The 22,612-nt window shown below is 52.1% G+C and carries 22 protein-coding genes and 1 tRNA gene; 18 read left to right on the forward strand and 5 right to left on the reverse strand.

Annotated elements, in window-relative coordinates; all coding sequences use genetic code 11:
* The first annotated feature begins 5 nt into the window (after positions 1-5).
* Positions 6-224, forward strand: coding sequence for a type II toxin-antitoxin system Phd/YefM family antitoxin (locus RNAN_RS08165; protein WP_008220636.1), 219 nt, complete (start codon positions 6-8; stop codon positions 222-224).
* Positions 225-324: 100 nt separating this feature from the next.
* Complete coding sequence (locus RNAN_RS08170) at positions 325-561, forward strand: hypothetical protein (RefSeq protein ID WP_008220637.1); 237 nt, start codon at positions 325-327, stop codon at positions 559-561.
* Positions 562-587: 26 nt separating this feature from the next.
* Here RNAN_RS08170 and RNAN_RS08175 read toward each other — a convergent pair whose 3' ends face one another.
* Together RNAN_RS08175 and RNAN_RS08180 are read right to left on the reverse strand one after the other, a co-directional pair.
* Positions 588-1,097, reverse strand: a complete 510-nt coding sequence (locus RNAN_RS08175) for a hypothetical protein (protein ID WP_008220638.1) — start codon at positions 1,095-1,097, stop codon at positions 588-590.
* A gap of 128 nt (positions 1,098-1,225) precedes the next feature.
* Positions 1,226-1,312: transfer RNA gene (locus tag RNAN_RS08180), tRNA-Leu, on the reverse strand.
* Between the two features lie 209 nt (positions 1,313-1,521).
* Here RNAN_RS08180 and RNAN_RS08185 point away from each other — a divergent pair.
* From RNAN_RS08185 to RNAN_RS08245, 13 genes are all read left to right on the forward strand, one after another.
* A complete protein-coding gene (locus RNAN_RS08185; RefSeq protein WP_008220640.1) occupies positions 1,522-3,456 on the forward strand; it encodes a methyl-accepting chemotaxis protein in 1,935 nt (644 codons plus the stop codon).
* 3 nt (positions 3,457-3,459) lie between these two features.
* The gene (locus tag RNAN_RS08190; protein WP_008220642.1) at positions 3,460-4,182 is read left to right on the forward strand and encodes a DUF5020 family protein; all 723 of its coding nucleotides are present in this window, start codon (positions 3,460-3,462) and stop codon (positions 4,180-4,182) included.
* 278 nt (positions 4,183-4,460) lie between these two features.
* Positions 4,461-6,038: a 2-isopropylmalate synthase gene (leuA, locus tag RNAN_RS08195; protein ID WP_008220644.1), complete on the forward strand. Its 1,578-nt coding sequence runs from the start codon at positions 4,461-4,463 to the stop codon at positions 6,036-6,038.
* A 2-nt stretch (positions 6,039-6,040) separates the two neighbouring features.
* The gene (gene leuB, locus RNAN_RS08200) at positions 6,041-7,129 is read left to right on the forward strand and encodes a 3-isopropylmalate dehydrogenase (protein ID WP_008220646.1); all 1,089 of its coding nucleotides are present in this window, start codon (positions 6,041-6,043) and stop codon (positions 7,127-7,129) included.
* The gene (gene leuC / locus RNAN_RS08205) at positions 7,129-8,559 is read left to right on the forward strand and encodes a 3-isopropylmalate dehydratase large subunit (protein WP_008220649.1); all 1,431 of its coding nucleotides are present in this window, start codon (positions 7,129-7,131) and stop codon (positions 8,557-8,559) included. The genes leuB and leuC overlap by 1 nt, the downstream gene beginning before the upstream one ends.
* Complete coding sequence (gene leuD / locus RNAN_RS08210) at positions 8,556-9,158, forward strand: 3-isopropylmalate dehydratase small subunit (RefSeq protein WP_008220651.1); 603 nt, start codon at positions 8,556-8,558, stop codon at positions 9,156-9,158. The genes leuC and leuD overlap by 4 nt, the downstream gene beginning before the upstream one ends.
* Positions 9,159-9,445: 287 nt before the next feature.
* Complete coding sequence (locus RNAN_RS08215; RefSeq protein WP_040551897.1) at positions 9,446-9,958, forward strand: hypothetical protein; 513 nt, start codon at positions 9,446-9,448, stop codon at positions 9,956-9,958.
* A 98-nt stretch (positions 9,959-10,056) separates the two neighbouring features.
* Positions 10,057-10,395 (forward strand): hypothetical protein, encoded by a 339-nt coding sequence (locus RNAN_RS08220; protein WP_052027271.1) that lies wholly within the window; start codon positions 10,057-10,059, stop codon positions 10,393-10,395.
* A gap of 140 nt (positions 10,396-10,535) precedes the next feature.
* A complete protein-coding gene (locus tag RNAN_RS08225) occupies positions 10,536-11,507 on the forward strand; it encodes a trypsin-like serine peptidase (protein WP_008220653.1) in 972 nt (323 codons plus the stop codon).
* Positions 11,508-11,645: 138 nt separating this feature from the next.
* Positions 11,646-11,975 (forward strand): YcxB family protein, encoded by a 330-nt coding sequence (locus RNAN_RS08230; RefSeq protein WP_148275688.1) that lies wholly within the window; start codon positions 11,646-11,648, stop codon positions 11,973-11,975.
* Positions 11,976-12,052: 77 nt separating this feature from the next.
* Positions 12,053-12,529: an AAC(3)-I family aminoglycoside N-acetyltransferase gene (locus RNAN_RS08235; RefSeq protein WP_008220656.1), complete on the forward strand. Its 477-nt coding sequence runs from the start codon at positions 12,053-12,055 to the stop codon at positions 12,527-12,529.
* 107 nt (positions 12,530-12,636) lie between these two features.
* Entirely contained in the window at positions 12,637-13,023 is a 387-nt protein-coding gene (locus tag RNAN_RS08240; RefSeq protein WP_008220658.1) for a DUF6152 family protein, read from the forward strand.
* A gap of 6 nt (positions 13,024-13,029) precedes the next feature.
* Positions 13,030-13,506, forward strand: a complete 477-nt coding sequence (locus RNAN_RS08245; protein WP_008220661.1) for a DUF6644 family protein — start codon at positions 13,030-13,032, stop codon at positions 13,504-13,506.
* Between the two features lie 84 nt (positions 13,507-13,590).
* On the opposite strand, the gene RNAN_RS08250 is transcribed toward RNAN_RS08245, so the two are convergent.
* Positions 13,591-14,541, reverse strand: coding sequence for an aq_1923 C-terminal domain (locus tag RNAN_RS08250; RefSeq protein ID WP_008220663.1), 951 nt, complete (start codon positions 14,539-14,541; stop codon positions 13,591-13,593).
* Positions 14,542-14,703: 162 nt separating this feature from the next.
* Between RNAN_RS08250 and RNAN_RS08255 the strand changes: the two genes are divergently transcribed.
* Complete coding sequence (locus RNAN_RS08255) at positions 14,704-15,336, forward strand: trimeric intracellular cation channel family protein (protein ID WP_008220668.1); 633 nt, start codon at positions 14,704-14,706, stop codon at positions 15,334-15,336.
* On the opposite strand, the gene RNAN_RS08260 is transcribed toward RNAN_RS08255, so the two are convergent.
* Positions 15,302-16,375 (reverse strand): PepSY-associated TM helix domain-containing protein, encoded by a 1,074-nt coding sequence (locus RNAN_RS08260; protein WP_008220670.1) that lies wholly within the window; start codon positions 16,373-16,375, stop codon positions 15,302-15,304. The two genes, RNAN_RS08255 and RNAN_RS08260, sit on opposite strands and share 35 nt — an antisense overlap.
* A 1-nt stretch (position 16,376) precedes the next feature.
* Positions 16,377-18,464: a TonB-dependent receptor gene (locus RNAN_RS08265; RefSeq protein ID WP_008220671.1), complete on the reverse strand. Its 2,088-nt coding sequence runs from the start codon at positions 18,462-18,464 to the stop codon at positions 16,377-16,379.
* A 325-nt stretch (positions 18,465-18,789) separates the two neighbouring features.
* On the opposite strand from RNAN_RS08265, the gene RNAN_RS08270 reads away from it, so the two are divergent.
* Entirely contained in the window at positions 18,790-19,728 is a 939-nt protein-coding gene (locus RNAN_RS08270) for an ABC transporter ATP-binding protein (protein ID WP_008220673.1), read from the forward strand.
* Positions 19,718-22,606 (forward strand): Gldg family protein, encoded by a 2,889-nt coding sequence (locus tag RNAN_RS08275; protein WP_008220675.1) that lies wholly within the window; start codon positions 19,718-19,720, stop codon positions 22,604-22,606. Before RNAN_RS08270 ends, RNAN_RS08275 begins: the two co-directional genes overlap by 11 nt.
* The last annotated feature ends 6 nt before the right edge of the window (positions 22,607-22,612 follow it).

A 22,612-nucleotide genomic window follows, 5' to 3' on the forward strand; every position in this document is an offset into this window, starting at 1 on the left:
CTGCTATGCAAACCGAAACGATTACCTACTTAAAAGAGCATGCCAACACGTTGGAGCTGCGTGAAGAGCTATTAATAACCAAAAATGGTAAACCGGCTTTTGTGGTGCAGTCTTATCAGGATTATCAGTTTCAGCAAGATACGCTGGCGCTGCTTAAAATGCTGAAGTTGTCAGAAAAGTCATTGCAAGGGGCTGAGTTAAGTCTGGAACAAGCGTTTGAGTAGCTCTTACATTGTTGTCGCTTCACCGCTGTTTAAATTATCACAGCAACGCCTCAAGGCATTTCTAACCGAAAAGTATTCCTGTGTTTTAGCGCAGAATACCTTGGCTAACATTAAGCAACGTATTAAACAAGATCTGACCAGCCATCCTACCTTGGCACCTATCAGTGAGCGTTTGCTGGCACTGGGTGTCGCCGACTACCGCCAGTGGCAGGTTGACCAACATAACGTGGTGTTTTACCGGCTGGATGAAGCAAACAAACGTATCGAGTTATTGTTACTGATGGATAGCAGGCAGAACCTGCAAAAGCTGTTGTTTGAGCTGATGTTGCTTGCCTGATTGCTATTCACATTTGGATCTGACCCTCAGTGCTCCAGGCTATCTGGTTTCGGCAGGTGGATAATATGCTTGCGAAAGTTCAACACAGTGCCATTTAACGCATTGGTTACCACAAACGCGATGGGCAAGCTGGGCTCTACATCCAGCACCACTTCGGCCTGAAAGCCCCGTTGGCGCAGGAAATTGGCGGCGTTATTGGCACTTTGCACCGGGTCTGCCACCACCAGGCCAATACTGGCACTGGCATTACCCACCTTTTGCAACACTTCTGGTGTTGGCTGGTTGATAATGGTGCCGTCCCACATAATAGAGCGCAGGACACCGTCACTATTAGCCTGAAAACGTTCTGTGATGCCATGTTGCGTCAGCAGGTCTACCACTGCGGCTTTGGCTTCGACAGAGGGGGTAGAAAAAATACGCGATCCTGGATCAGGAAACGGCAAAGGATTACGTTGCATTACCAGACTACAAGTCCAGCTTAACAGTAGTAAAAACAACATGATAAAGATGGATAGCATCCACTTTGGAATATACATAAACACCTCTGCATCATTAGCAATCAGTGCTCAAAATTTGGTTTATTGCTGTTAGCTATAGCTGACAATAAAGCGTTTCGCCAAATATTGTCGATTCCGCGTCGCTGTTCTGTATTGGAAAGAATAAATGGTGCCCGGGGCCGGACTTGAACCGGCACGGGGTTTCCCCCGAGGGATTTTAAATCCCTTGTGTCTACCGATTTCACCACCCGGGCAGAGTCGTTCGTGCGATTGCACTTGGTAAGACGGCGCGCATCTTATGTAACCTGCTGCCATTATGCAAGCAATTTTCGTCTGGCGTGCTGTGGTTAACGATAAATACCCGTTTTAGTTACTTATATTTCAACACCTTATTTGATCTTGCTGCTAGGCTTAAGCTAGCCTTAAGTTGAAAAATAACAGCAGTAAACGCGACGGAGCCGCTATGCAGAAGCTAAAACTACGCACGGTTTTTATTGCCTTTGTTACCCTGGCACTGACCCTGCTTACCCTAATCTCTACCCTGATTAACATTAACCAGTTCTCCGGCCTGTACTACGGCCAGACCGAGCGGGAATATTTACCCAACAGTGTCGGCCGTATCGCCGAGCAGGTGCGCTCAGAGCTGATGCATCCTATTATCTTGTCGGAAAACCTGGCAGCGAACAGCTTACTGCATAACTGGATGCAGCAAGGTGAAACCGCGGCGGCTAACCATCAGCAGGTAATGGCCTATTTTAAGCAGCTGCAACAGGATGCCGGCGCCGCCACCTTGTTTTGGGTGTCGGATTTCAGCAAAACTTACTACACACAAGCCGGGGTGTTTAAAACCATCTCAGCCAGCGAGCCGCGCGATAGCTGGTTTTTTAACTTTTTAAACAGCCGTGATAAGCGCGAACTGTCGCTGGATGCCGACGAGCGCAGCGGCAAGTTAACCTTGTTTGTCAATGTAGCGGCCAATATTGCCGGTAAGCGCGCTGCCGTGGCCGGGTTGGGTTACGATGTATCCGCCATTGCCAGTCTGGTGTCGGAGTATAAGCTGGGCCAAAACGGCTTTTTATTTCTGGTTGATGCCAATGGCATGATTACCGTGCACCGCGAGCTGAACCTGGTGCGGCAAAATATTAACCAGCAAACGCAATACCAAAGCATAGCGGCCCTGTTAAAGCAGCACAGCACCGGCTTTAGCCTGAGCCAGGGCGAGTTAAATGGCGAAACGGTTTATATTGGCCTGCAGGATATCCGCGATACCGGCCTGAAACTGGTGGCAGTATTGCCGGCGCAGGAGATCAGCAGCGCCATTAACAGCGTGATTTCATTCTCGGTCATTGCCAGCCTGATGCTAACGGCGCTGTGTATTGTGTTGACGGTCATGTTTGCCAAATCACTGAGCAACTCGATTTATCAGGTTGGTGAAAATCTGTTGCAAATGTCGGGTGACGGCGGCGATTTAACCAAGCGGCTGGATGACAGCCATGATAACGAGCTGGGCCATCTGGCCAAGGGCTTTAACGCCATTATTGGCAAGATCCGCGAGCTGGTGGCCGAAATTCAGCACACCGAAACTGCGATTAAAACCGGTATTGAGCAGCTGGCGCAGCTGGCGAACGACACCTTTAGCTCGACCGAGCTGCAGCGGGCTCAGACCGATCAGGTGGCGACAGCCATTACCGAAATGGGCCAGACCATCTCTGAGGTGTCGGGTATTGCCCATCGTACCGCGCAAGACACCGAAGCGGCGGTGCAGGACACCCACAGCACCAATGACAATATGGCGCTGACATCGCGCACTATGCAGCAGCTTAACAGCGTAATGGGCGACATTGAAAAAACCATAGTCGATTTTGCCAACCAGGCCTCGCAAATTAATTCGGTGGTCGAAGTCATTAACGCCATTTCTGAGCAAACCAACTTGCTGGCATTAAACGCTGCCATCGAAGCGGCGCGCGCCGGCGAGCAGGGCCGCGGCTTTGCCGTGGTGGCCGACGAAGTGCGCAATTTAGCCCGGCGCACCCAGGAGTCGACACTGGAAATACGCGACCAGATCAGCCAGCTGCAGCAAACCGCGCAGCAATCTACTGCGGCTATTCAGCAGGGCACAGCCAGTAGCCAGCAAGTGGCCGACCACACCGAGCAATCGGCGGCGGCCCTGTTAAGCATTAAACAGAAATTTGAGGCAATCAGTGCCGGTAACCATCAGGTAGCGGCCGCCACGGAGGAGCAGGGCACAGTGGTAGAGCATATTAACCAGTCGGCGCATTTAATCTCCGACAGCGCCGCCAGTATTCACCAGAATGCGCAACAACAACTGGAAGCCATCAGTCTGCTGCAACAGCGCGCCGAGCAGTTGCGGGCGCTGGTTACTCAATTTAAGGTGTAAGCGATGAAAAGATACTATTTACCAGCCACTTTGGCGTTAGCCACACTGCCGCTGCAGGCTGAAATACTGTGGCAGGATGTTAGCCTGACCTATCTTAATGGCAGCAACTACCGGGTCGATGGCCCGGACAAGCAGGTGCTGACCTTTGAACATGTCGCTGGCACCAGTTGGGGCGACAGTTTCTTCTTTCTAGATCATTTGCGTGGCGACAATGGCAGCCGTAGTAATTATGCCGAGTGGTCACCCCGTATCAGCCTGAGTAAATTCAGCCAGCAACCACTGCAATATGGCGTGATCAAAGATGTACTGTTAACCAGCACGGTGGAGATGTCGTCGCTGCAAACCAATTTTTTATATGGCGTAGCAACCGATTTAGCCATACCGGGTTTTAGTTATCTGAAATTAAATTTTTACCGGCGCAATAATGACGGTGTGGCCGATAACTGGCAGCTTACCACCACCTGGGCAGTGCCGTTTGCGCTGGGCGGGCAGCAGTTTCTGTTTGATGGCTTTTTGGATTGGAGCAGTGCCACTGTCGATCAAAGCGCCAGTATGAATATGACGTCGCAGCTGAAATGGGCGCTGCACCCGCTGTTTAAGCTGAAAAATAAACTCTATGTCGGCGTGGAATATGTGTATTGGCGCAATAAATACGGTATTGCCGACAGTCCGCAGTTTCGCACCCATGAGTCGAATGTGAACTTGCTGGTAAAAGCGCATTTTTAAGTTTTAGCCATCTATACTGTTGCAGTTAAAAAATAACCATGCTATTACTATTGGCGTTTTGCTAACCAAAGTGACTAACAGAGCAATCAATGCATTTTAACCGTCGCGTTTCTACCATTAGCCTCCTCGTGCTCCTCACCGGCGCGCGGGGTGTCGCTTATTGGTAAAAACGTAACGAAACCAATATTGCAAAACCCCGTGCCACTGGCCGGGGTTTTTTGCATTTTAAGCCCCGCCCAAAGTTGCCACCGACCGACTAACGGAACAGGACAGACAAGATGAGCGGCGATAACAAAATCTGGATCTTTGACACCACCTTACGTGACGGCGAGCAGGCACTGCGCGCCAGCTTAAGCCAGAAACAAAAAATTCAGCTGGCGCATGCGATAGCGCGGCTGAATGTCGATGTAATGGAAGTGGGCTTTCCGGTCTCCAGCCCCGGCGATTTTGACTCAGTGCAGCGCATCGCGCGCGAAGTTAAAGGCCCGGTTATTTGCGGCCTGGCGCGCGCGGTAGCGGCCGATATCGAAGCCTGTGGTGAAGCGTTAAAAGACGCCGAGCAGCAGCGTATTCATACCTTTATCGCCACTTCGCCGCTGCATTTACAGTACAAACTGCGCAAAACCCTGGCCCAGGCCAGCGAGCAGGCAGTCGCCGCCATTAAACTGGCCAGCCGTTATACCGATGATATCGAGTTCTCCTGTGAAGACGCCGGCCGCACGCCGATTGATGACTTATGCTGGATAGTCGAGCGCGCCATTGCTGCCGGCGCCACCACCATTAATATTCCGGATACCGTCGGCTATACGATACCAAACGAATTTGCGGCCATTATCAGCACCTTGCGCAACAAAGTGCCGAATATCGACAAAGCCCGCTTAAGTGTGCATTGCCATAATGATTTGGGCTTAGCGGTGGCTAACAGCATCAGCGCGATACAGGCCGGAGCGCGGCAGATTGAGTGTACAGTAAACGGTATAGGTGAGCGCGCCGGTAACTGCTCGCTGGAAGAAGTGGCGATGATTATCAATACCCGTAAAGACGTGTTAGCGCCGTTGTATACCGATATTAAAACCACCGAGATTTACCGCAGTTCGCATTTGGTTAGCCAGATTTGCAATATGCCGATCCAGCCGAACAAAGCCATCGTCGGTGAAAACGCCTTTGCCCACAGCTCCGGCATTCATCAGGATGGTGTGTTAAAAGCGCAAAACACTTACGAAATTATGGCGCCGGAGCAAGTCGGTATCCGCCAGAACGAGCTGAATTTAACCTCGCGCTCGGGCCGGCATGTTATCCAGCATCGCCTGGCGGAACTGGGCTACACCAGCAGCGATTATGACTTAGAAGCGGTGTACAAAGCCTTTGTCGCGCTGGCCGACCAAAAAGGCCGGGTGTTCGACTACGACTTAGAAGCGCTGGTGTTTTTTGAAAACATGCAGGAGCAAAATGACTACTACGCGCTGGAGTTTTTAAGCTCATCCACCCATACCGGCCATGTGGCCAGCGCTACCGTCGGCCTGCGCTGCGGCGATAAAGTGTTTACCGAAGCCGCTACCGGCAATGGCCCGGTAGAAGCGGCCTTTAGCGCCATCGCCCGTATCAGCAAGCTGGCTATCAAGATGGTTGATTTTAACTTACAGGCTAAAGGCAGTGGCGAAGATGCGCTGGGCCAGGTCGATATTATTGCCGAGCACGAAGGCCGCCGCTTTCATGGTGCCGGTTTAGCCACCGACATAGTGCGCAGCTCGGTACTGGCCTATGTGCATGTGCTGAATATGATCCAGCGGGCGCAAACCATCGACGCCCATAAACACGCCCGTCAGAACACCAACAAAATTGCCGCAGGGGAATAGTCATGAGTACACAGAGCAACAAGCATTATAAGGTGGCGGTATTAGCCGGTGATGGTATTGGGCCCGAAGTGATGGCCGAGGCGGAAAAAGTGCTGCAGGTGGTGGCCGATAAATTTCAGTTTGGCTTAACCTTAACACCGGCGTTAGTTGGCGGCGCCGCGCTGGACGCCAGCGGCGAGCCGCTGCCCGCTGCCACACTGGAGCTGTGCAAACAAAGCGATGCTATCTTATTTGGCTCGGTCGGCGGGCCCAAATGGACCGGCCAGGCGCCGGATAAACAGCCCGAGCGCGGCTCTTTGTTGCCCCTTAGAAAAACCTTCGATTTATTTTGTAATTTACGCCCCGGCCAGATTTATCCGGCCTTTGCCGAGTTATCGCCACTGCACCCACGCGTGAGCAGCCAGGGTATGGATGTACTGTGCGTGCGCGAGCTGACCGGGGGTATTTATTTTGGCGAGAAGGGCCGCACTGAGACAGACGCCTTTGACACCCAGCGCTACAGCGTGCGTGAGATTGAGCGTATTGCCCGGGTGGCGTTTGACGCTGCCACCAAGCGCAGCAATAAAGTCACTTCTATTGATAAAGCCAATGTGCTGCAAACCAGTATTTTGTGGCGCGAAACGGTGGAGCGGGTAGCGCAAGACTACCCCGGCGTGACGCTGGAGCATATGTATATCGACAATGCTGCTATGCAGCTGATCCGCAGCCCGCAGCAGTTTGATGTGCTTTTGTGCGACAACCTGTTTGGCGATATTTTATCTGATGAAATTGCCGCTATCGCCGGTAGCTTAGGTTTGCTGCCATCGGCCAGCTTAAATGGCAGCGGCTTTGGCCTGTACGAGCCGGCCGGCGGCAGCGCGCCGGATATTGCCGGCAAAGGCATTGCTAACCCGATTGCACAAATTTTAAGTGCCGCTTTAATGCTTAGATACAGCTTTGGCGAAGAAGACGCCGCCCGCGCTATCGAGCAGGCGGTGCAGCACTGCTTAGCGCAGCACATCGTCACGCGCGATATCAATCCGAAATCGACTTATGGCACCGCTGCGGTAGGCGCAGCTATTGTTGCCACCTTGCGCCAGGAGCAAAACTAATGGCCCCTAATTATTCAGCCAAAACCTTATATCAGAAAATTTACGCCAGCCATGTGGTGGGGAAATTAAACCCCAGCACCGATTTGTTGTACGTTGACCGGCACTTAATTCATGAGGTCACCTCACCGCAGGCGTTTTCCGGTTTAAAACTGGCGGGCCGTAAAGTACGCCGGCCCGATTTAACCTTTGCCACCATGGATCATAACGTTTCAACGCAGCGCCGCAGTTTAGACGCCGCCGGTGACACCTCGCGCAAACAGTTGGAGGCGTTAGCGGCCAATTGCGCCGAAAACCGCATTCCGCTGCTGGATTTAACCCACCCCGATCAGGGCATAGTGCATGTGATTGGCCCGGAGCAGGGCTTAACCCAGCCGGGCATGATTATCGTCTGTGGCGACTCGCACACCTCGACCCACGGTGCTTTCGGCGCGCTGGCCTTTGGTATTGGTACCTCAGAGGTTGAGCACGTGCTGGCGACACAAACGCTGCCGCAGCAGCAGGCGAAAACGTTAAAAGTAGAGATAAATGGCGAATTAAGCGCCCATGTGACGCCAAAAGATGTGATTTTGGCGGTAATTGGCAAGTTAGGTACTGCCGGCGGCAATGGTTATGTGGCGGAGTTTTGCGGCAGTGCCATCCGCGCTATGAGCATGGAAGGGCGGATGACGCTGTGCAATATGAGCATTGAAATGGGTGCCAAAGCCGGCCTGATAGCGCCGGACCAAACCACCTTTGATTACATTAAAGGCAAGGCGCATGCGCCAAAAGCGGAGCATTGGGATGCGGCCGTGGCCTACTGGCAAAGCCTGTATTCGGATGCCGATGCGGTGTTTGATCAGGTAGTAGAAATTGATGCCGCTGCTATTACGCCGCAAATTACCTGGGGCACTAACCCGGAGCAGGTGATCGCTGTCGATCAGAGCGTACCCTCACCGGATAGCTTTACTGATGCCAGCAAACGTGATGCAGCAGAAAGAGCGCTGGCTTATATGGGGCTGCAGCCGGGGCAAAAGCTGACCGACTGTAAAGTCGATGTGGTGTTTATTGGTAGCTGCACCAATAGCCGGATTGAAGACTTACGCGCCGCCGCCGCTGTGGTGCAGGGGAAAAAAGTCGCTGCCGGCGTGCGCGCTTTAGTGGTGCCAGGCTCGGGCGTGGTAAAACGTCAGGCCGAAGCAGAAGGCTTAGCCGGCATTTTTAAAGACGCCGGTTTTGAGTGGCGTGAACCGGGCTGCAGCATGTGTTTAGGCATGAATGATGACCGCGTTGAGGCTGGCCAGCGCTGCGCTTCTACCTCAAACCGCAACTTTGAAGGCCGCCAGGGCCGCGGTGCCCGCACGCATCTGGTGAGCCCGGCGATGGCAGCCGCCGCCGCTATCGCCGGTAAGTTTGTTAATATCGCCGCGACAACAGAGGGAGAGAAAGCATGAGCCAGATTTTTGCACAGGGCTTAGTCTGCCCGCTGGATAAAAACAACGTCGATACCGACCAGATCATCCCAAAGCAGTTTTTAACCAGCGTCAGCCGCGATGGTTTTGCACAGGCGATGTTTTACGACTGGCGTTATTTAGCCGATGGCAAGCCAAACCCGGATTTTGTCGTGAATAAACCCGAATATCAGGGCGCCAGTATTTTGCTGACACGGGAGAACTTTGGCTGTGGCTCCAGCCGCGAACACGCGCCCTGGGCCATTAAGCAGTATGGCTTTAATGTGATTATCGCGGAAAGCTTTGCCGATATTTTCTTTAATAACAGTGTCAATAACGCCATGTTGTTAATTCAGTTAAGCAAAACCAATATCGAGCTGCTGTTTAACCGCTGCGCCCAGGGCCCACAGCAGTGGCAAATTGACTTACAAAGCCAGGAGATACTGTTTGGCAATAACGCGGCAATGGGCTTTAATATCGACGCCGATATTAAACAGCGGCTGTTATCCGGGCTGGATTTTATCGGCAGCAGCGAGCAGCTAAACCCGCAAATTGCCGACTACGAGCAAAGCCGCAAAGCCAGCCAACCCTGGTTGGGATAACATTAAAGCTTTCTCAGCTGCGATCTAACGAGCTGACAATTAACGAAAACACCTCAGCGGCATACCTGCCCTGAGGTGTTTTTTATCCTACTATTCGCGTTGGCGACCTGCTATACATTAGGGACTTAAGGCAGAGGACTTTGGAAATATAACGCATGCTTGTTTTTCCAAATCGTGAAAATAGAAGTTGAAGATTTGTGTTTATTTTTCAATGGATTATAAGTTTCCGTCCCCCATGCGGGAATTAATGAGGTAAGCATGTTCAAGAATAAAATGTTAGAGAACCGATGTTGAAATATCATATTCCAAGTGAACTTCCATTCGGCTTTCTAAAATCTATTGATATTGAATCTGTGGAAAAAGTTGGAATATCAGCAATTAGTGATGGTAAAAAGTTGCATTGCTATAACAATGTAATGCGATACTTGGAATCGAACCAGGGAGAAATTCAACTGGGTTGGGTGTTCTCACAGTTAGGCAAGATTGTTTTTAAGCTAAATGCCCATGCGGTCGTAAAACTGCCGAATGGCTCACTTTTATGTGTCACACCACCTGAGCATGATGTGACGGAAATTAATTTTGCACCTGATGATTCTATTGCTTCATTGATTAGAAACAACAAGTTACCAGTGCGAATATATTCTCTTGTAGAGGATAAGACCGTTAATGACTATGTAAAACTAGAAAGTCTTGAAAGTGAAATGAGATTGGACGGTAATCTATTGGCGATAGCCTACATTTTGGATCAAAAGCACAAGATGTCGAATAGCTTAATTGAGGTTTATAACAAGTATCTGTAGGGCTGTTCTTACAAGCGCCATTAAAAACGCCGCTTCGCGGCTCGACTATCAACAAGTTGCTCGCGTTTGTGGCGGGCGTTAGACAAAAGGAGCAGCCGATGGTTTCCGTTACAAGAATTCAAGCAGGCCAATATGCTGTAAGTGATGGTCGTTTCATCATCAAAGAGGGTTCAAGTTGGTATGTTGTCGCTGCAGAAGGAAAAGCTGATTTAGGGCCACTACCTTCTCTAGCCGCAGCGAAAGAATATGTTAGTACTGGCTCAACCCCGCTAGGGCAACATAATACTGGTTCAGCATACGGGCGAAGTCAGAGTAAAAAGGAATTCAATGCCTATCTGGCGTCGGAAGCGCAAAAAGGTAACTATGGCCCAGTTGTCTTATGGATGCTTTTAGTGGGGGCAGTATGCTTATTCTTTTATTTAGTCCGTGGTTACTAAAATCATGATTTTAAATAAGACATTCTCGTTGTCTAACAATCAAATTTTATCGTCAGAAAAAAGCGCTTGCTGCGATGTCAGTCTGCTTCGCGGATTTCCGCGCTGAATTTGGGCGTTATGCCCCTATAGGGAAATGAGCAATGAATGAAGAATGGAAAAAAGCAGTAATTCACTTAGAGTGCGCGACCGATAGCGAACATTTCTATGACCGAATTAAGAGAATGGATGAGCTACGGAAAAAACTCGATAGCGGCGAAATATCGCAAGAAGAGTTCGGGCAAGAAATTTCAGGAAGGAGTCGAGATTTAAGATTTCATGGTACAGCTTTATTCATTTCTCACAATCAAAGGCGATATCTACTAACAGCTAGACACGTTCTATTTGATGAACATTCGGCAAAGAGAGAGTTAGAAGAAGAGATACAGAGAGCCGAGGGATGGCCGGAGCATTCAAGAGGACATATTCTATCTTCTGCCAATGAAAGGGCGCTTAATAATATCTTTAACATCGTCTTTAGAGTTCCCTCCCTCGATGAAGTGATGTCAGGAAGTGATTCGGGCCGTCGAGAGTTTTTGATGAATCTGGGTGCTGGTGCATCGTTTACCGTGCCATACACATTTTCTTCTCCCGATTTGGATTTGGCTCTTGTTTCACTGGATCAGCGTGATGAACGGTTTGCCGATGAGCTGATTGCTTTGGGGTATAGTCCAATTCCTTCAGACCTAATTGAAGATGGCCCTTCTTCCGAAGGTGCAGAAGTGTTTACAGTAGGCTTTCCTAGCGCGACAGCTCTATTAGGGCAAATTAGCCAACACCCCGCATCAGCACACTGGTCTTCGAGCCATTTATCATTACCCGTCTTTTCATGGGGCAAAGTATCTATGTTGCATGCTCAATTACCGTTTTATTGGTGTGATATGAGCATATATCCAGGAAACAGTGGTGGTCCTGTAATCGAGAATGGAAGGTTGGTTGGCGTAGTAAGTGCCCAGGCGACACTACCAATTGATGATGCTCCAAATGTAAGAACTAGAATTCCATTTGGTAAGATAATCAAAACATGCTTTGTCAAAGAGCTTCTTGAAACACAAGAAGCCAAAGATCAGAGGTAAAGGCATAACAATCGGCTGCTAGGGACTGCATTACGCTGCGCTCCATGCAGCCCCAGAGCCGGGTGTTAGAGTTCACAAATGTTTTCAACCGTAATTCGCTATACATACACTGAATACAAGTCGATAGTAGAGGCGGTTATGTTGCATGAGCTGGGCTACCCTGCAGTTACAAAGTGGCACTTTAAGTTTTTTTCGCATCCGATTTGCTTTTGTATTTTCATGTTTAAATCAATAACTGAGGGTACTTGCCAGTTTGTTTTTACCGAAGATGGCTTCGAGCGTAAATCAAAATCAGGAAGTATTCAGATGCAATGGTCAGGCATTGGCAAGGTTGTTGATATAGAAGATGCGTTTCTACTTGTTGGTGCGATTGACGGTATAGCGCCTTTACCAAAGCGATGCTTGTCGCAAGAGCAAATTAGCCTTATAAAAAGTTGGGCGGGGAGTAAATTAGTAAGTGAACTCTAACAAATTGCTTAATTTCGTTCCGGCCACAAACGGCGTGGCCTCCACTGGACTGCCCACGCTGCGCTGCGGAGCTGTCGATGCCAGTAGAAATTCGCCAACTTACGTCAAATGACATCGGTCTGATGAAGGCTTTGTCGACTTGCTTCGGCGAAGCGTTTAACGACATGCCCACCTATACTAAAAAACGCCCAAGTGCAGACTATCTGAAAGCTTTGCTCTGCGGTGACTCCTTTATAGCGCTGGTTGCGCTGGAAGGCATAGATGTTGTCGGTGGACTTGCCGCCTACGAGCTGAAAAAGTTCGAGCAAGAGCGCAGTGAGATCTATATATACGACCTTGCCGTAGCATCAAAATACCGGAGAACGGGAATAGCGACGGCATTGATTGAGAAGCTAAAAACCGTGGCGGCTGATCGGGGCGCCTATGTCATTTTTGTTCAGGCTGATACCGGCGAAGAAGACAAGCCGGCCATTGCGCTGTATAGCAAACTTGGGTTACGTGAAGAGGTTCTGCACTTTGATATTCCGGTGCAGTCCGGTGATAACCCGGCATAACCCGCCCGCTGTTGTTTTGCCATGCCGGCACCGCTTGTAGCAACATGGCAATATGCTGCCTGCTTTGTATACTTAATGCCTGTTTATCGAAGCAACGGGGAATACCTATGTTAAGCAAACATTTAGTGAAGTCTGTAATCAGCGCATTTTTGCTGACTTTGTTATGGCTGCCGGATGCCAACGCCCATCATGGTTGGGATTGGACTGAAAAGCAGCAAACTGAGATGACGGGTACTATTACCGAGGTCTATATTGGCCCGCCGCACCCGCGGTTGATGATTGAAACCGATACCGGCCGCTGGCAGGTCGATTTGGGTAATCCGCGCCAAACGCTGGCAGCGGGTTTTGTCGAAGGTGAAGCCAAAGCCGGCGATACGGTGCTGATCCGTGGCCATCGCTCGGCCAATAAAGATGAGCGCATTATTAAAGCGGTGCGCGCTACTATCAATAATAAACAATACACCTTTTACCCGCAGTTGCTGCAACAGGATTAGGCGGCAGTGTTTGAGGCTTTATTACTAAGCCTGGCCGAGTCTGCTGTCGCCTCGGCACTACGTCAGTCAGTTATCGGTTACCCGCTGCTATCTGCAGTGCATATTCTGGGCCTGGCATTGCTGGTTGGCAGCATTGTTACACTGGACTTGCGCCTGTTAAATATCATTAAACGCAGCCGCCTTAGCGAGCTGGCATCTTTGCTCAGCCGGGTGGCGGCGGGCGGGCTGATGCTGGCAGTACTTAGTGGCTTGCTGTTATTTAGCGTACAGCCGGCACATTATCTGGCCAACAATGCTTTTTTGTTAAAGCTGGCACTTATTAGTCTGGCGCTGCTTAATGCGGCTGTGGTGCATAGTTTGACGGCCTGGCGTGCTTTGTTGGCCGGGCAGCCAGCTACCTTGTTGCTAAAAGTAACCGCCGGTATCTCAATGATGCTATGGCTTGCTATTCTGACGAGTGGCCGCTGGATAGCCTTTGTTTAGCCTTGGCCGCTGCTATTTGCCTGTTAGGGTAAAAAGCAAAAAGGCCAGCATTAACTGGCCCTTGGGGTAAACACAGGTTGTTGCTTAGTTTGCCTGCAGTGTTATGTTGGCAAACTTAATCATCGCTTCCGGGCTAACCATATGCTCGGCCAGCTCGCCGCTTTGTGCTTTGGCAAACTGCAGCGGCTCGCTAAAGCCAAAGCTTAACGTCAGCTTTTCTGGCTTGCTGACAAAATCGGTCAGGCTTTGCTTCATCTCGGCGGGCACTTGCGGCAGGGCGGCGATATTCGCCAGCGCCAGGCCTTGCACAGTGGCGAAATCCGGTGTTTGCTGCTGCTCGGCGGTCATCGCCAGCGTACGCTCAATAAAACCTTTGTTTTCAATAACAATGCTGCCATTGCTAAGGGCGCCGGTTAGCAGTTTGGCCATCATTTGCTCAACATAGGCATCACTGCTGGTCAGTTCCTGTTGCTGCTCGGCGCTTAGGGCGCTGAAGTCTTTGGCGTATTGCCAAAATTGCTGCATTTGCGCCAGGGTAAAGTTGTAGCTTAGGCTAAATTCGTCATTAATACGGGTTTGCTGGCTAAACAGCAGCTGGCCGTCGTCCTGGTACTGGTAGCTGTAGTCGCCATGCAGGGCCAGGCTTTGCAAAAAGGCGCTGCTGTGCGGCGGTAACATTTGCAGCACCGCCGGTGCGGCTTTGGCGCCTACCATCTGCATGCTGCCTTTGTCGGCTAAGCCATTAGGCTTTAAGCCCTGGGCGGTGATCAGGTCGACAGTCACCACAGTACCCAGCTCACCAAGATCAACCGTCAGGCCGCTGATGCTGTAGCTGGAGGTCAGTACATTAGCCGAAATATCGCCGTAGCTCAGGCTAATCTCTGGCATTTCGCCAGCACCGGCCAAATCGCGGTAGCTCTGGTTGGCTTGCTCAAATTGTTGCTTAATGGCGTTTTCAGCCTGCATATTGGCGAACAATACGCCACCGCCGGCCGCGGCGGCTACCACGATAAGCGCGATCACTGACTTCTTCATGTTGTTCCTTCAAGATAGTTTGTTAATAAAACGGCAAAATGTTAACACAGCACGGCTTGGCGCGGATAGTAACAATATCGGCTTTTTTCTCGCTGCAGCGCCTATTTACGCTGGCGGTAAAGCCTGCTACTTTGGCCGCCTGAGCATGGCAGGGCAGCAGGTATGGAAAGCTACTTTCACTGGTTCGATTTACTCGGTATAGCGGTATTTGCCATCTCTGGCACCCTGGCAGCCTGGCGTAACCAGATGGATGGCTTTGGCGTGATCGTGCTGGCCAGTGTTACCGCCATTGGTGGTGGCACGCTGCGCGATTTAATCCTTAATGCGCCGGTGATCTGGATCAACAACAACAGCTACTTTTACGCTATTTTTATCGCCGCTATCGGCACCATTTTGCTGGTGCGTAACCGCTTAACCATACCGCACAACACCTTGCAATTTTTCGATGCGTTGGGGCTGGCGTTTTTTGTCATTATGGGCACGCAAAAAGCGCTGGATTACGGTACCTCGACCATGGTGGCAATATTGCTGGGCACCATGAGTGGCGTCTGTGGCGGCATGATCCGCGATGTGTTGTGCCGTGAAGTGCCGATGGTGTTTCGCGGCGAGCTGTACGCGGTAACCTGTATCTTTGGTGGCGTGGTCTATACCGGCCTGCTGGCGCTGGGTGTTAGCCAGTTACCGGCCATGCTAGCTGGCATGGTCGCCCTGCTGTTACTGCGTTTAGCGGCGATTAAATGGCAACTGACGATACCGGTATTTAGCAAACACCACAACGAGCTGAACGAGCCTTAAGCCGGCGCCAGCTAAACAGCAGGCCCAGAACAAATAACGCCAGGCTAAGCACGCCGGTTAGCAGCAACGCCAGCTGGTACAAAGTGCCGCCCACTGCGGCGATATGCAGCGGGTAAAAGCTATTGCGCAGCCGTTCGGCCGTTGCCAGCTCTGCCGCTGCTACAGCGTATAACAGGCTGTTATCCCGCGGATTAAGCTGCAACACGCCACGACCATTCGGATGCCACTCGTTGCCAGCCTTAGCCCGAAAGCTAATCGGCTCGCTGTCGTGTTGCCGCAAGCTAACCAGCCGTAGTGCCTGTGTTGGCCAGTGCTGCCGGGCACTTTGCAAGGCTGCTGTCCAGTTAGTGGCGCTAAGCGGTACCGGCGCAATGCTGCGCACCGGCTTTGGCGCCGGTGCCGCCGGCGGAAACAGGGCGTGCAGTACACTTTGTGTTTGCTGGCTAAACACCATCATAGCGCCGGTGGCACTGGTTAACAGCAGTAATGGTAATAACAGTAGCGCCAACACACTGTGGTATTGGCGCAGGCTACGCAGACTGTTGTCGGGTTTTGGCAGACGAAATAAGCGGCGGCTAAAGCGGCGCGGCCACCATTGCCACAGGCCGCTGAGTAATAACACCAGGCTCAGCAGACCGATAAAGCCGTTGGCGGTATGGCCTGTTGCGCCGCCAAGCAAATGCAGATGAAAGTCGTACAGCCAATCCAGCCAGTCGCTATGCACCTGGCGGCTTAACAGCAACTGATGCTGTTCATTGTAATAGTGGCGCTGGTTATCGAATGTGACGGCCTCCAGCCAGAGCGCATCGGCCGCAGGAAATTTCACATAACGAAACTCTGGGTTTTGCTGTAATTGGTTTAACAGCGGCCCCCAATGGCTGATCTCCGCCACAGCCTGAACCTGCTGCAATTGCGGGTATTGCCAGCGCAGTAGCGGGTTTTTATACAGTAACACCGCGCCGCTAACGCACAGCGATACCAGCCAGATGCCAAGCAGCCAGCTGAGGTAGCGATGCAGCCGTGACGCGGTGAAGCTCATTTTAAAAGCTATGGCTCCAGCTTAAGTTTAGTGTGCGGCCAATACCGGCAAAGTAACGGCCATTGGCCGGCGTACTTTGCGCATAGTAGGTAAAGTACTGTTTATCGGTCAGATTCTCGATACCCAGCGTCCAGCGACCATAAGCACTGTCATAGCTGCTGCTGAAATCCAGCGTGGTATAACCGTCAAACTGCTCACCGGTATTCAGCGTATGACTGAACAGAATATTGGCCTGCAGGCGACTGCTAAGCTGTGGTAACCACAATTGCTGCCAGTACAGGTTTAACCGTTCCGGTGCGATATTTACACCGCCTAAGTCGGTTTCGGTTCGGCCATCACCATCATTATCAAACTGACCATGGGTACGGGCATAGCTAAAACCGATCTGGCTATCCGTGCCGAAGTAATACTGGCCTTCGGCTTCAATGCCATCAATTTCGGTTTTCTCCCGCATTACACTGTAAATGCCATCGGCATCGGCTTGCAAACGCATGCCCAAGTCGGAATCAGAGCGGTAGGCACTGGCACGCAGTTGCCAGTTATCAAAGCTGAATTCAATGCCCAGTTCCAGATTGTCCGACAGCACCGGCTGCAGCGTTAGAAAGCTGTCGACTGATAAGCCCGGCGTGCTGATATCACGCAATACCCGGCCCACATCCGGCATACTAAAGCCTTCGCTGTAGCTGACATACAGCCGCACCTCAGGGTGAAATTGCCATACTACGCCGGCGTTGCTCAGCAGCTCGTTAAAATCCGGTTCACCACCTTCGACAAAGGTGCTGTCGTAAGCCGCCAGCGTAGTAAAATCGTCTACCTTCAGCTTACCGTATTCGTAGCGGCCACCCAGGCTAAAGGTAAAGTTCTGCAATGCGCTGTAACGTAGCTGGGCAAAAGGTGCCAGATTGGTAAACTCAGCTTGCGGCACCCAGTTACGGCCACTCAGTGCCAGTTCCTGATAGGTTTCATCCTGCAGCCAGTCGGCTCCGGTACTTAAATCCAAGCCGCTCAGGGCCAGATTAGGTTTAAACCAGGTTAAGCGGCTGCCATACTTGGTCGATTTATTCTGCGACTGATCGTAGAAGTTTTCGCCCAATGCCGGATCCTGAAACACAGCAAAACGGCCACCGCCGTATAGCGCGGCAAAGTCCTGTAAAAACAGCTGCCAGCTTAAACTGCCGCCCAACACCGCCTGATGCTGGTAGTCCAGCGTGGCGGTAGTCACCTTATTTTGCGGTGCCATACCTTCAGTGTCGCCGCGTTCAGATGTGGCCGGCGTGCCCGTGGTCACGTTGCCCGGGATCTGCACATAGTTGCCGTTACCGCGTAATTTAAAGTGGTTTACCATCAGCTGCAGGCTTTCATGCCCGCTCAGTTGCTGGCGCGCTTTAACAAACACATCGATACTGCGCGAGTCCATCGTATCGCCCTGAGTGCCATCGACACCGATAAGATCGCCATTGCCATCGCGGTACATGCCGGTATCGCTGGCCGAAACGCCGGCCACCACAGCAAAGCCCTGTTGCTGATAGCTATGCAGATAGCTGGCTTTATAGCTTTGGCTGTCGCTGCCGCCGGCGGTAGGTGTGGTAAAGCCGGCGCTAAGCTGATGGCGGTTTTCCGCGGCCGACTTGGTGACAATGTTAATAATGCCGCCGCTGGCACCCATACCCTGAATCGCATTAGCACCGCGGATCACTTCAATGCGCTCTATCATCGCCGGGTCTATGGTTTTGCCATCACGCGAGCCGTTACGCAGCGGGTTAGACTGCGGTACGCCGTCAATCATATACAGCGGTTCACGGCCACGCAGTGTTTCACCGGCCGAGGTCAGCTTTTGCCGGCTGGGAGAAAACCCCGGTAACAGGTTACCCAAAATGGCCGAAATGTCCTGAGTAAAGGCCAGTTGGCTGGCAATTTGCTCCTGCGTAATCACGGTAATGGTGGCCGGCACTGTGCTGACCGGCGCACTGCTGCGCGTAGCATTAACCTGAATATGCTCAATGGCATCATCGTTGGCCTGTAACAGTGGGCTGCAAACTAACCATGCTAAAGCGAGGCGTGATGGGGTAAAGCGGGGCAGTACAGACATAACCAACCTTTATAAGTGTGAAATATAATGAGAATGGTTCGCGTTTATAATGCTGTTGTTAACAAATGTCAAGTGCTCAGGGCTATCACAGCCTGCTGAGCTAGCGCAAAATAAGGAACTTTTTTCGCTGCTTGAATTCTTAGCAAGCGGCCTTATATACAACAGGCTTTGCACTAACACACTGTTTTTACGGGAATGTCCCCGGCAACCAAAGAGGAAGGTAAAAACAATGTTTCAGCGTATCCAGCCCCGCTGCGTGGCGATGCCGCCACCTGATTTTTCGCACCTATCTAACCAAAACTAACCATGCTGCGGAGAATTAATCATGCTACAGGTATCCCATTTAACGCGTCGTTATGGCGCTATGCTGGCGGTGAATAACGTCAGCTTTACTATCAAACCCGGTGAAATTGTCGGCCTGTTGGGCCACAACGGTGCCGGTAAAACCACCATTATGAAAATGCTGACCGGCTATTTAGACGCCGATAGCGGCAGCATTAGCTTAAACGGTGCTGACATGGCGGTGGACCGCGCGGCGATACAGGCGCAAATTGGCTACTTGCCGGAAAGCCTGCCACTGTACCCGGATATGACAGTGGCCGACTATCTGGATTACGCTGCCACGTTAAAGGGCTTAAGCGGCAGCGCGAAAACCGCAGCCATCCGTTACGCCATCGCTGCCACCGACATTGCCGCTAAACTGCTGGCGCCGATTGCGACCTTATCGCGCGGTTTTAAACAGCGGGTTGGTGTGGCGCAGGCGATACTCAGCCGGCCGAAATTGCTGATCTTAGATGAGCCGACCAATGGCCTGGATCCGGCGCAAACCGAAGCGATGCGTAATTTAATCCGTCAGTTGGCCAAAGACGCCACCGTGATTTTATCGACCCACATTATGCAGGAAGTGGATGCGCTTTGTAGCCAGGTGCTAATGCTGCGCGCCGGTGAACTGGTGCTCGATAGCAGCTTAAGCACGCTGCGCCAAAGCAATAGCGTGCAACTGCACAGTACTATTAGCTTGTCCGCATTGCGCGAGGCTTTGGCGCCGGCTGTTGCCGGCCTGGAGATCAGCCAGCTTGCCGATGGCCAGTATCGCTTAACACTTAACGATACTCAGCACGATCTGAAAGCAGTGTGCCAGGCGACAGCACAAGCGGTGTTTCACGCCAACGCCAGCTTAAGCCAGCTGTTTATCGAGCAGCGCGATCTGGAAACGGTGTTCCGCCAGTTAAACAGCAACACGGAGGTGCAAGATGCAGCCTGATAACACCCAACACGCCCGCACCATGCTGTGGCGTATCGCGCAAAAAGAAATCAGCCTGTTTTTCGCCTCACCGGTCAGTTACCTGTTTTTAGGTGGCTTTTTGGCGGTGGTGCTGTTTATGTTTTTCTGGGGCGAAGCGTTTTTTGCCCGCAATATTGCCGATGTGCGGCCGCTGTTTAATGCGATGCCGCTGCTGCTGATTTTCCTTGCCAGCAGCTTAACCATGCGGCAGTGGAGTGAAGAGCGCCGAAGCGGCACCCTGGAGCATGTGCTGACCCAAAGCACGCCGCTGTGGCAGTTTGTGCTGGGTAAATTTATTGGCTGTAGCCTGCTGCTGTTACTGGCGCTGCTGTTGACCTTACCACTGCCCTTTACCGTATCTATGCTGGGTGAGCTGGACTGGGGCCCGGTGTGGGCCGGTTATCTGGCGACCTTGCTGCTGGGTATGCTGTATCTGGCGATAGGCCTTTACGCCTCGGCGCGCAGCGACAACCCGATAGTGGCGCTGTTGCTGGCGGTGCTGCTGTGTGGCGTATTTTACTTAGTGGGCAGCAATGTGATTACCAGTTTGTTTGGCCAGAATATCAGCCAGTGGTTAAGCTTAGTGTCGACCTCAGGCCGCTTTGATGCCATTAGCCGCGGCATGCTGGATGCGCGTGATTTACTGTATTTTGTCAGCTTAACCCTGGTGTTTTTAACACTGAACTGCTGGGCGCTGGAGCGCGGCCGCTGGAGTGAGCAGCGCAGTAACACGGCCAAACGCTGGCAGTGGGCGGCCAGCCTGATGATCGTCAATGCGCTGGCGCTGAATTTATGGCTGGGGCAGTTATCCGCGCTGCGCTTTGACAGCACCGCCGGCCAACAATTTACCTTGTCAGAGGCCAGCAAACAGCAGCTGGCACAATTACAGGAGCCGTTGCTGCTGCGCGGTTATTTCAGCAGTAAAACCCACCCGCTGCTGGCGCCCTTAGTGCCGCAACTGAGTGATTTATTGCGCGAATACGAAATTGCCGGCAAAGGCCGTATTAAGCTGGAACTGGTTGACCCGTTAAGCTCTGCTGAGGCAGAAAAGCAGGCCAATCAGGAGTTTGGTATCGAGCCGGTGCCGTTTCAGGTGGCCGACCGCTATCAGTCGTCGATTGTCAGCAGTTACTTTAATGTGCTGGTGCAATACGGCAGCGAATATAAAGTGCTGGGCTTTCGCGATCTGATTGAAGTGAAATCAGGCGGCGAGGCCGAGCTTAACGTGCAGCTGCGCAACCCGGAGCTGGATATTACCCGTACTATCCGTAGCGTGATGCAGGGCTACCAGGCCGGTGGTGAGCTCTTTGCGGCGGTAAATAAACCCCTTACTTTTACCGCCTACTTGTCAGATAGCAGCAAGTTGCCCGCGCAGTTGCAGCAGTTCGCTGCTGATATCAACAGCGTGCTGGATAAACTGGCAAATGAGGCTGGCGATAAACTACAGCGCCAGACGCTGGATCCGGATGCCAACGGCGGCGAGCTGGCACAGCAGTTGGCCAACGACTACGGCATCAGCCCGCTGGTGACCGGTTTACTGGACCCTAACCCGTTTTACTTCCATTTACTGCTCGGGGATGGTGAGCAGCTGGTGCAAATTCCGCTGGACGATTTCTCGGCCGACAGCTTTGAGCGTAACTTCAGCGCGGCAGTAAAACGCTTTGCCAGTGGTTATCGCAAAACCGTGGCCTTAGTGGCACCGGCGGCCAACCCTTACGGTGGCGGTGTCAGCTTTAGCCAGTTGCAGCAGTACCTTGGCGATGAGCTAAATGTGAAAACCGAAGATCTGAGCGATGGCAGCGTTGCCAGCGATGCCGACATTCTGCTGCTGGCCGCGCCGGATAAGCTGGATGACAAGGCACTGTTTGCCGTTGATCAGTTTTTAATGCAGGGCGGCACCGTATTGCTGGCCAGCTCGCCATACAGTGCTGACTTTAGCGGCCGTAGCCTGAACCTGAAAACAGTGCAATCGGGCCTGGCTGACTGGCTGGCGCATCATGGCATCAACCAGCAAAACACCTTAGTGCTGGATAAACAAAGTGCCGCCCTGCCACTGCCGGTGACGCGCGATCTGGGCGGCTTTCGCGTGCAGGAAGTGCGGATGCTGGATTACCCCTACTTTATCGATGTGCGCCAGAGCGGCTTAAATACTGAGCATCCGGCCACCGCCGGCCTGCAGCAACTGACGCTGAGCTGGGCATCGCCGCTAAGTATTGATAGCGGGAAAAACAGCGCGCGTAAGGTCACAGAGCTTATTCACAGCTCCGGCCGTGCCTGGCTGTCAGACAGTACGCAAGTGCTGCCGCCGCTGGATCACTATGGCGAGCTGAGTTTTACACCAGAAGGCGAGCTGCAGTCTTATCTGCTGGGCGCTGTGGTAGAGGGCGAATTTAGCTCCTACTTTGCCGGTAAAGACTCGCCGCTGTTAGCGGCTGCTAATGAGGCGGCGGCTGATGACGCAAACGAAGATGCTGCCGCTGACGAGCCAACGCTCAATGTCTCGTCGGTACTCAGCCGTTCGCCTTCGTCAGCGCGCTTAATTGTGCTCAGTTCAAACGACTTTATCAGCGACACCGCGCTGCAGCTCAGCGGTGCCGCCAATGGTGTGCAGGACATAGCCGCGCTGCAGCTGATTGCCAATACGCTGGACTGGGCGCTGGATGATGCGGCGCTGACCAGTATCCGCGCCCGCGGCCAGTTTAACCGCACGCTAATGCCAATGGATGAGGGCAGCCAGCAGTTCTGGGAATACCTGAACTATGGCCTGGCCTTGCTGCTGCTGGCGGGGCTGATTGTGCTGCAGCGCAGCCTGCAAAAACGGCGCCAGCTGGCCTGGCTGAAACAACTGGCAGACTAAACAGGA

Source organism: Rheinheimera nanhaiensis E407-8 (assembly GCF_000296695.1).
GTDB lineage: Bacteria > Pseudomonadota > Gammaproteobacteria > Enterobacterales > Alteromonadaceae > Alishewanella > Alishewanella nanhaiensis.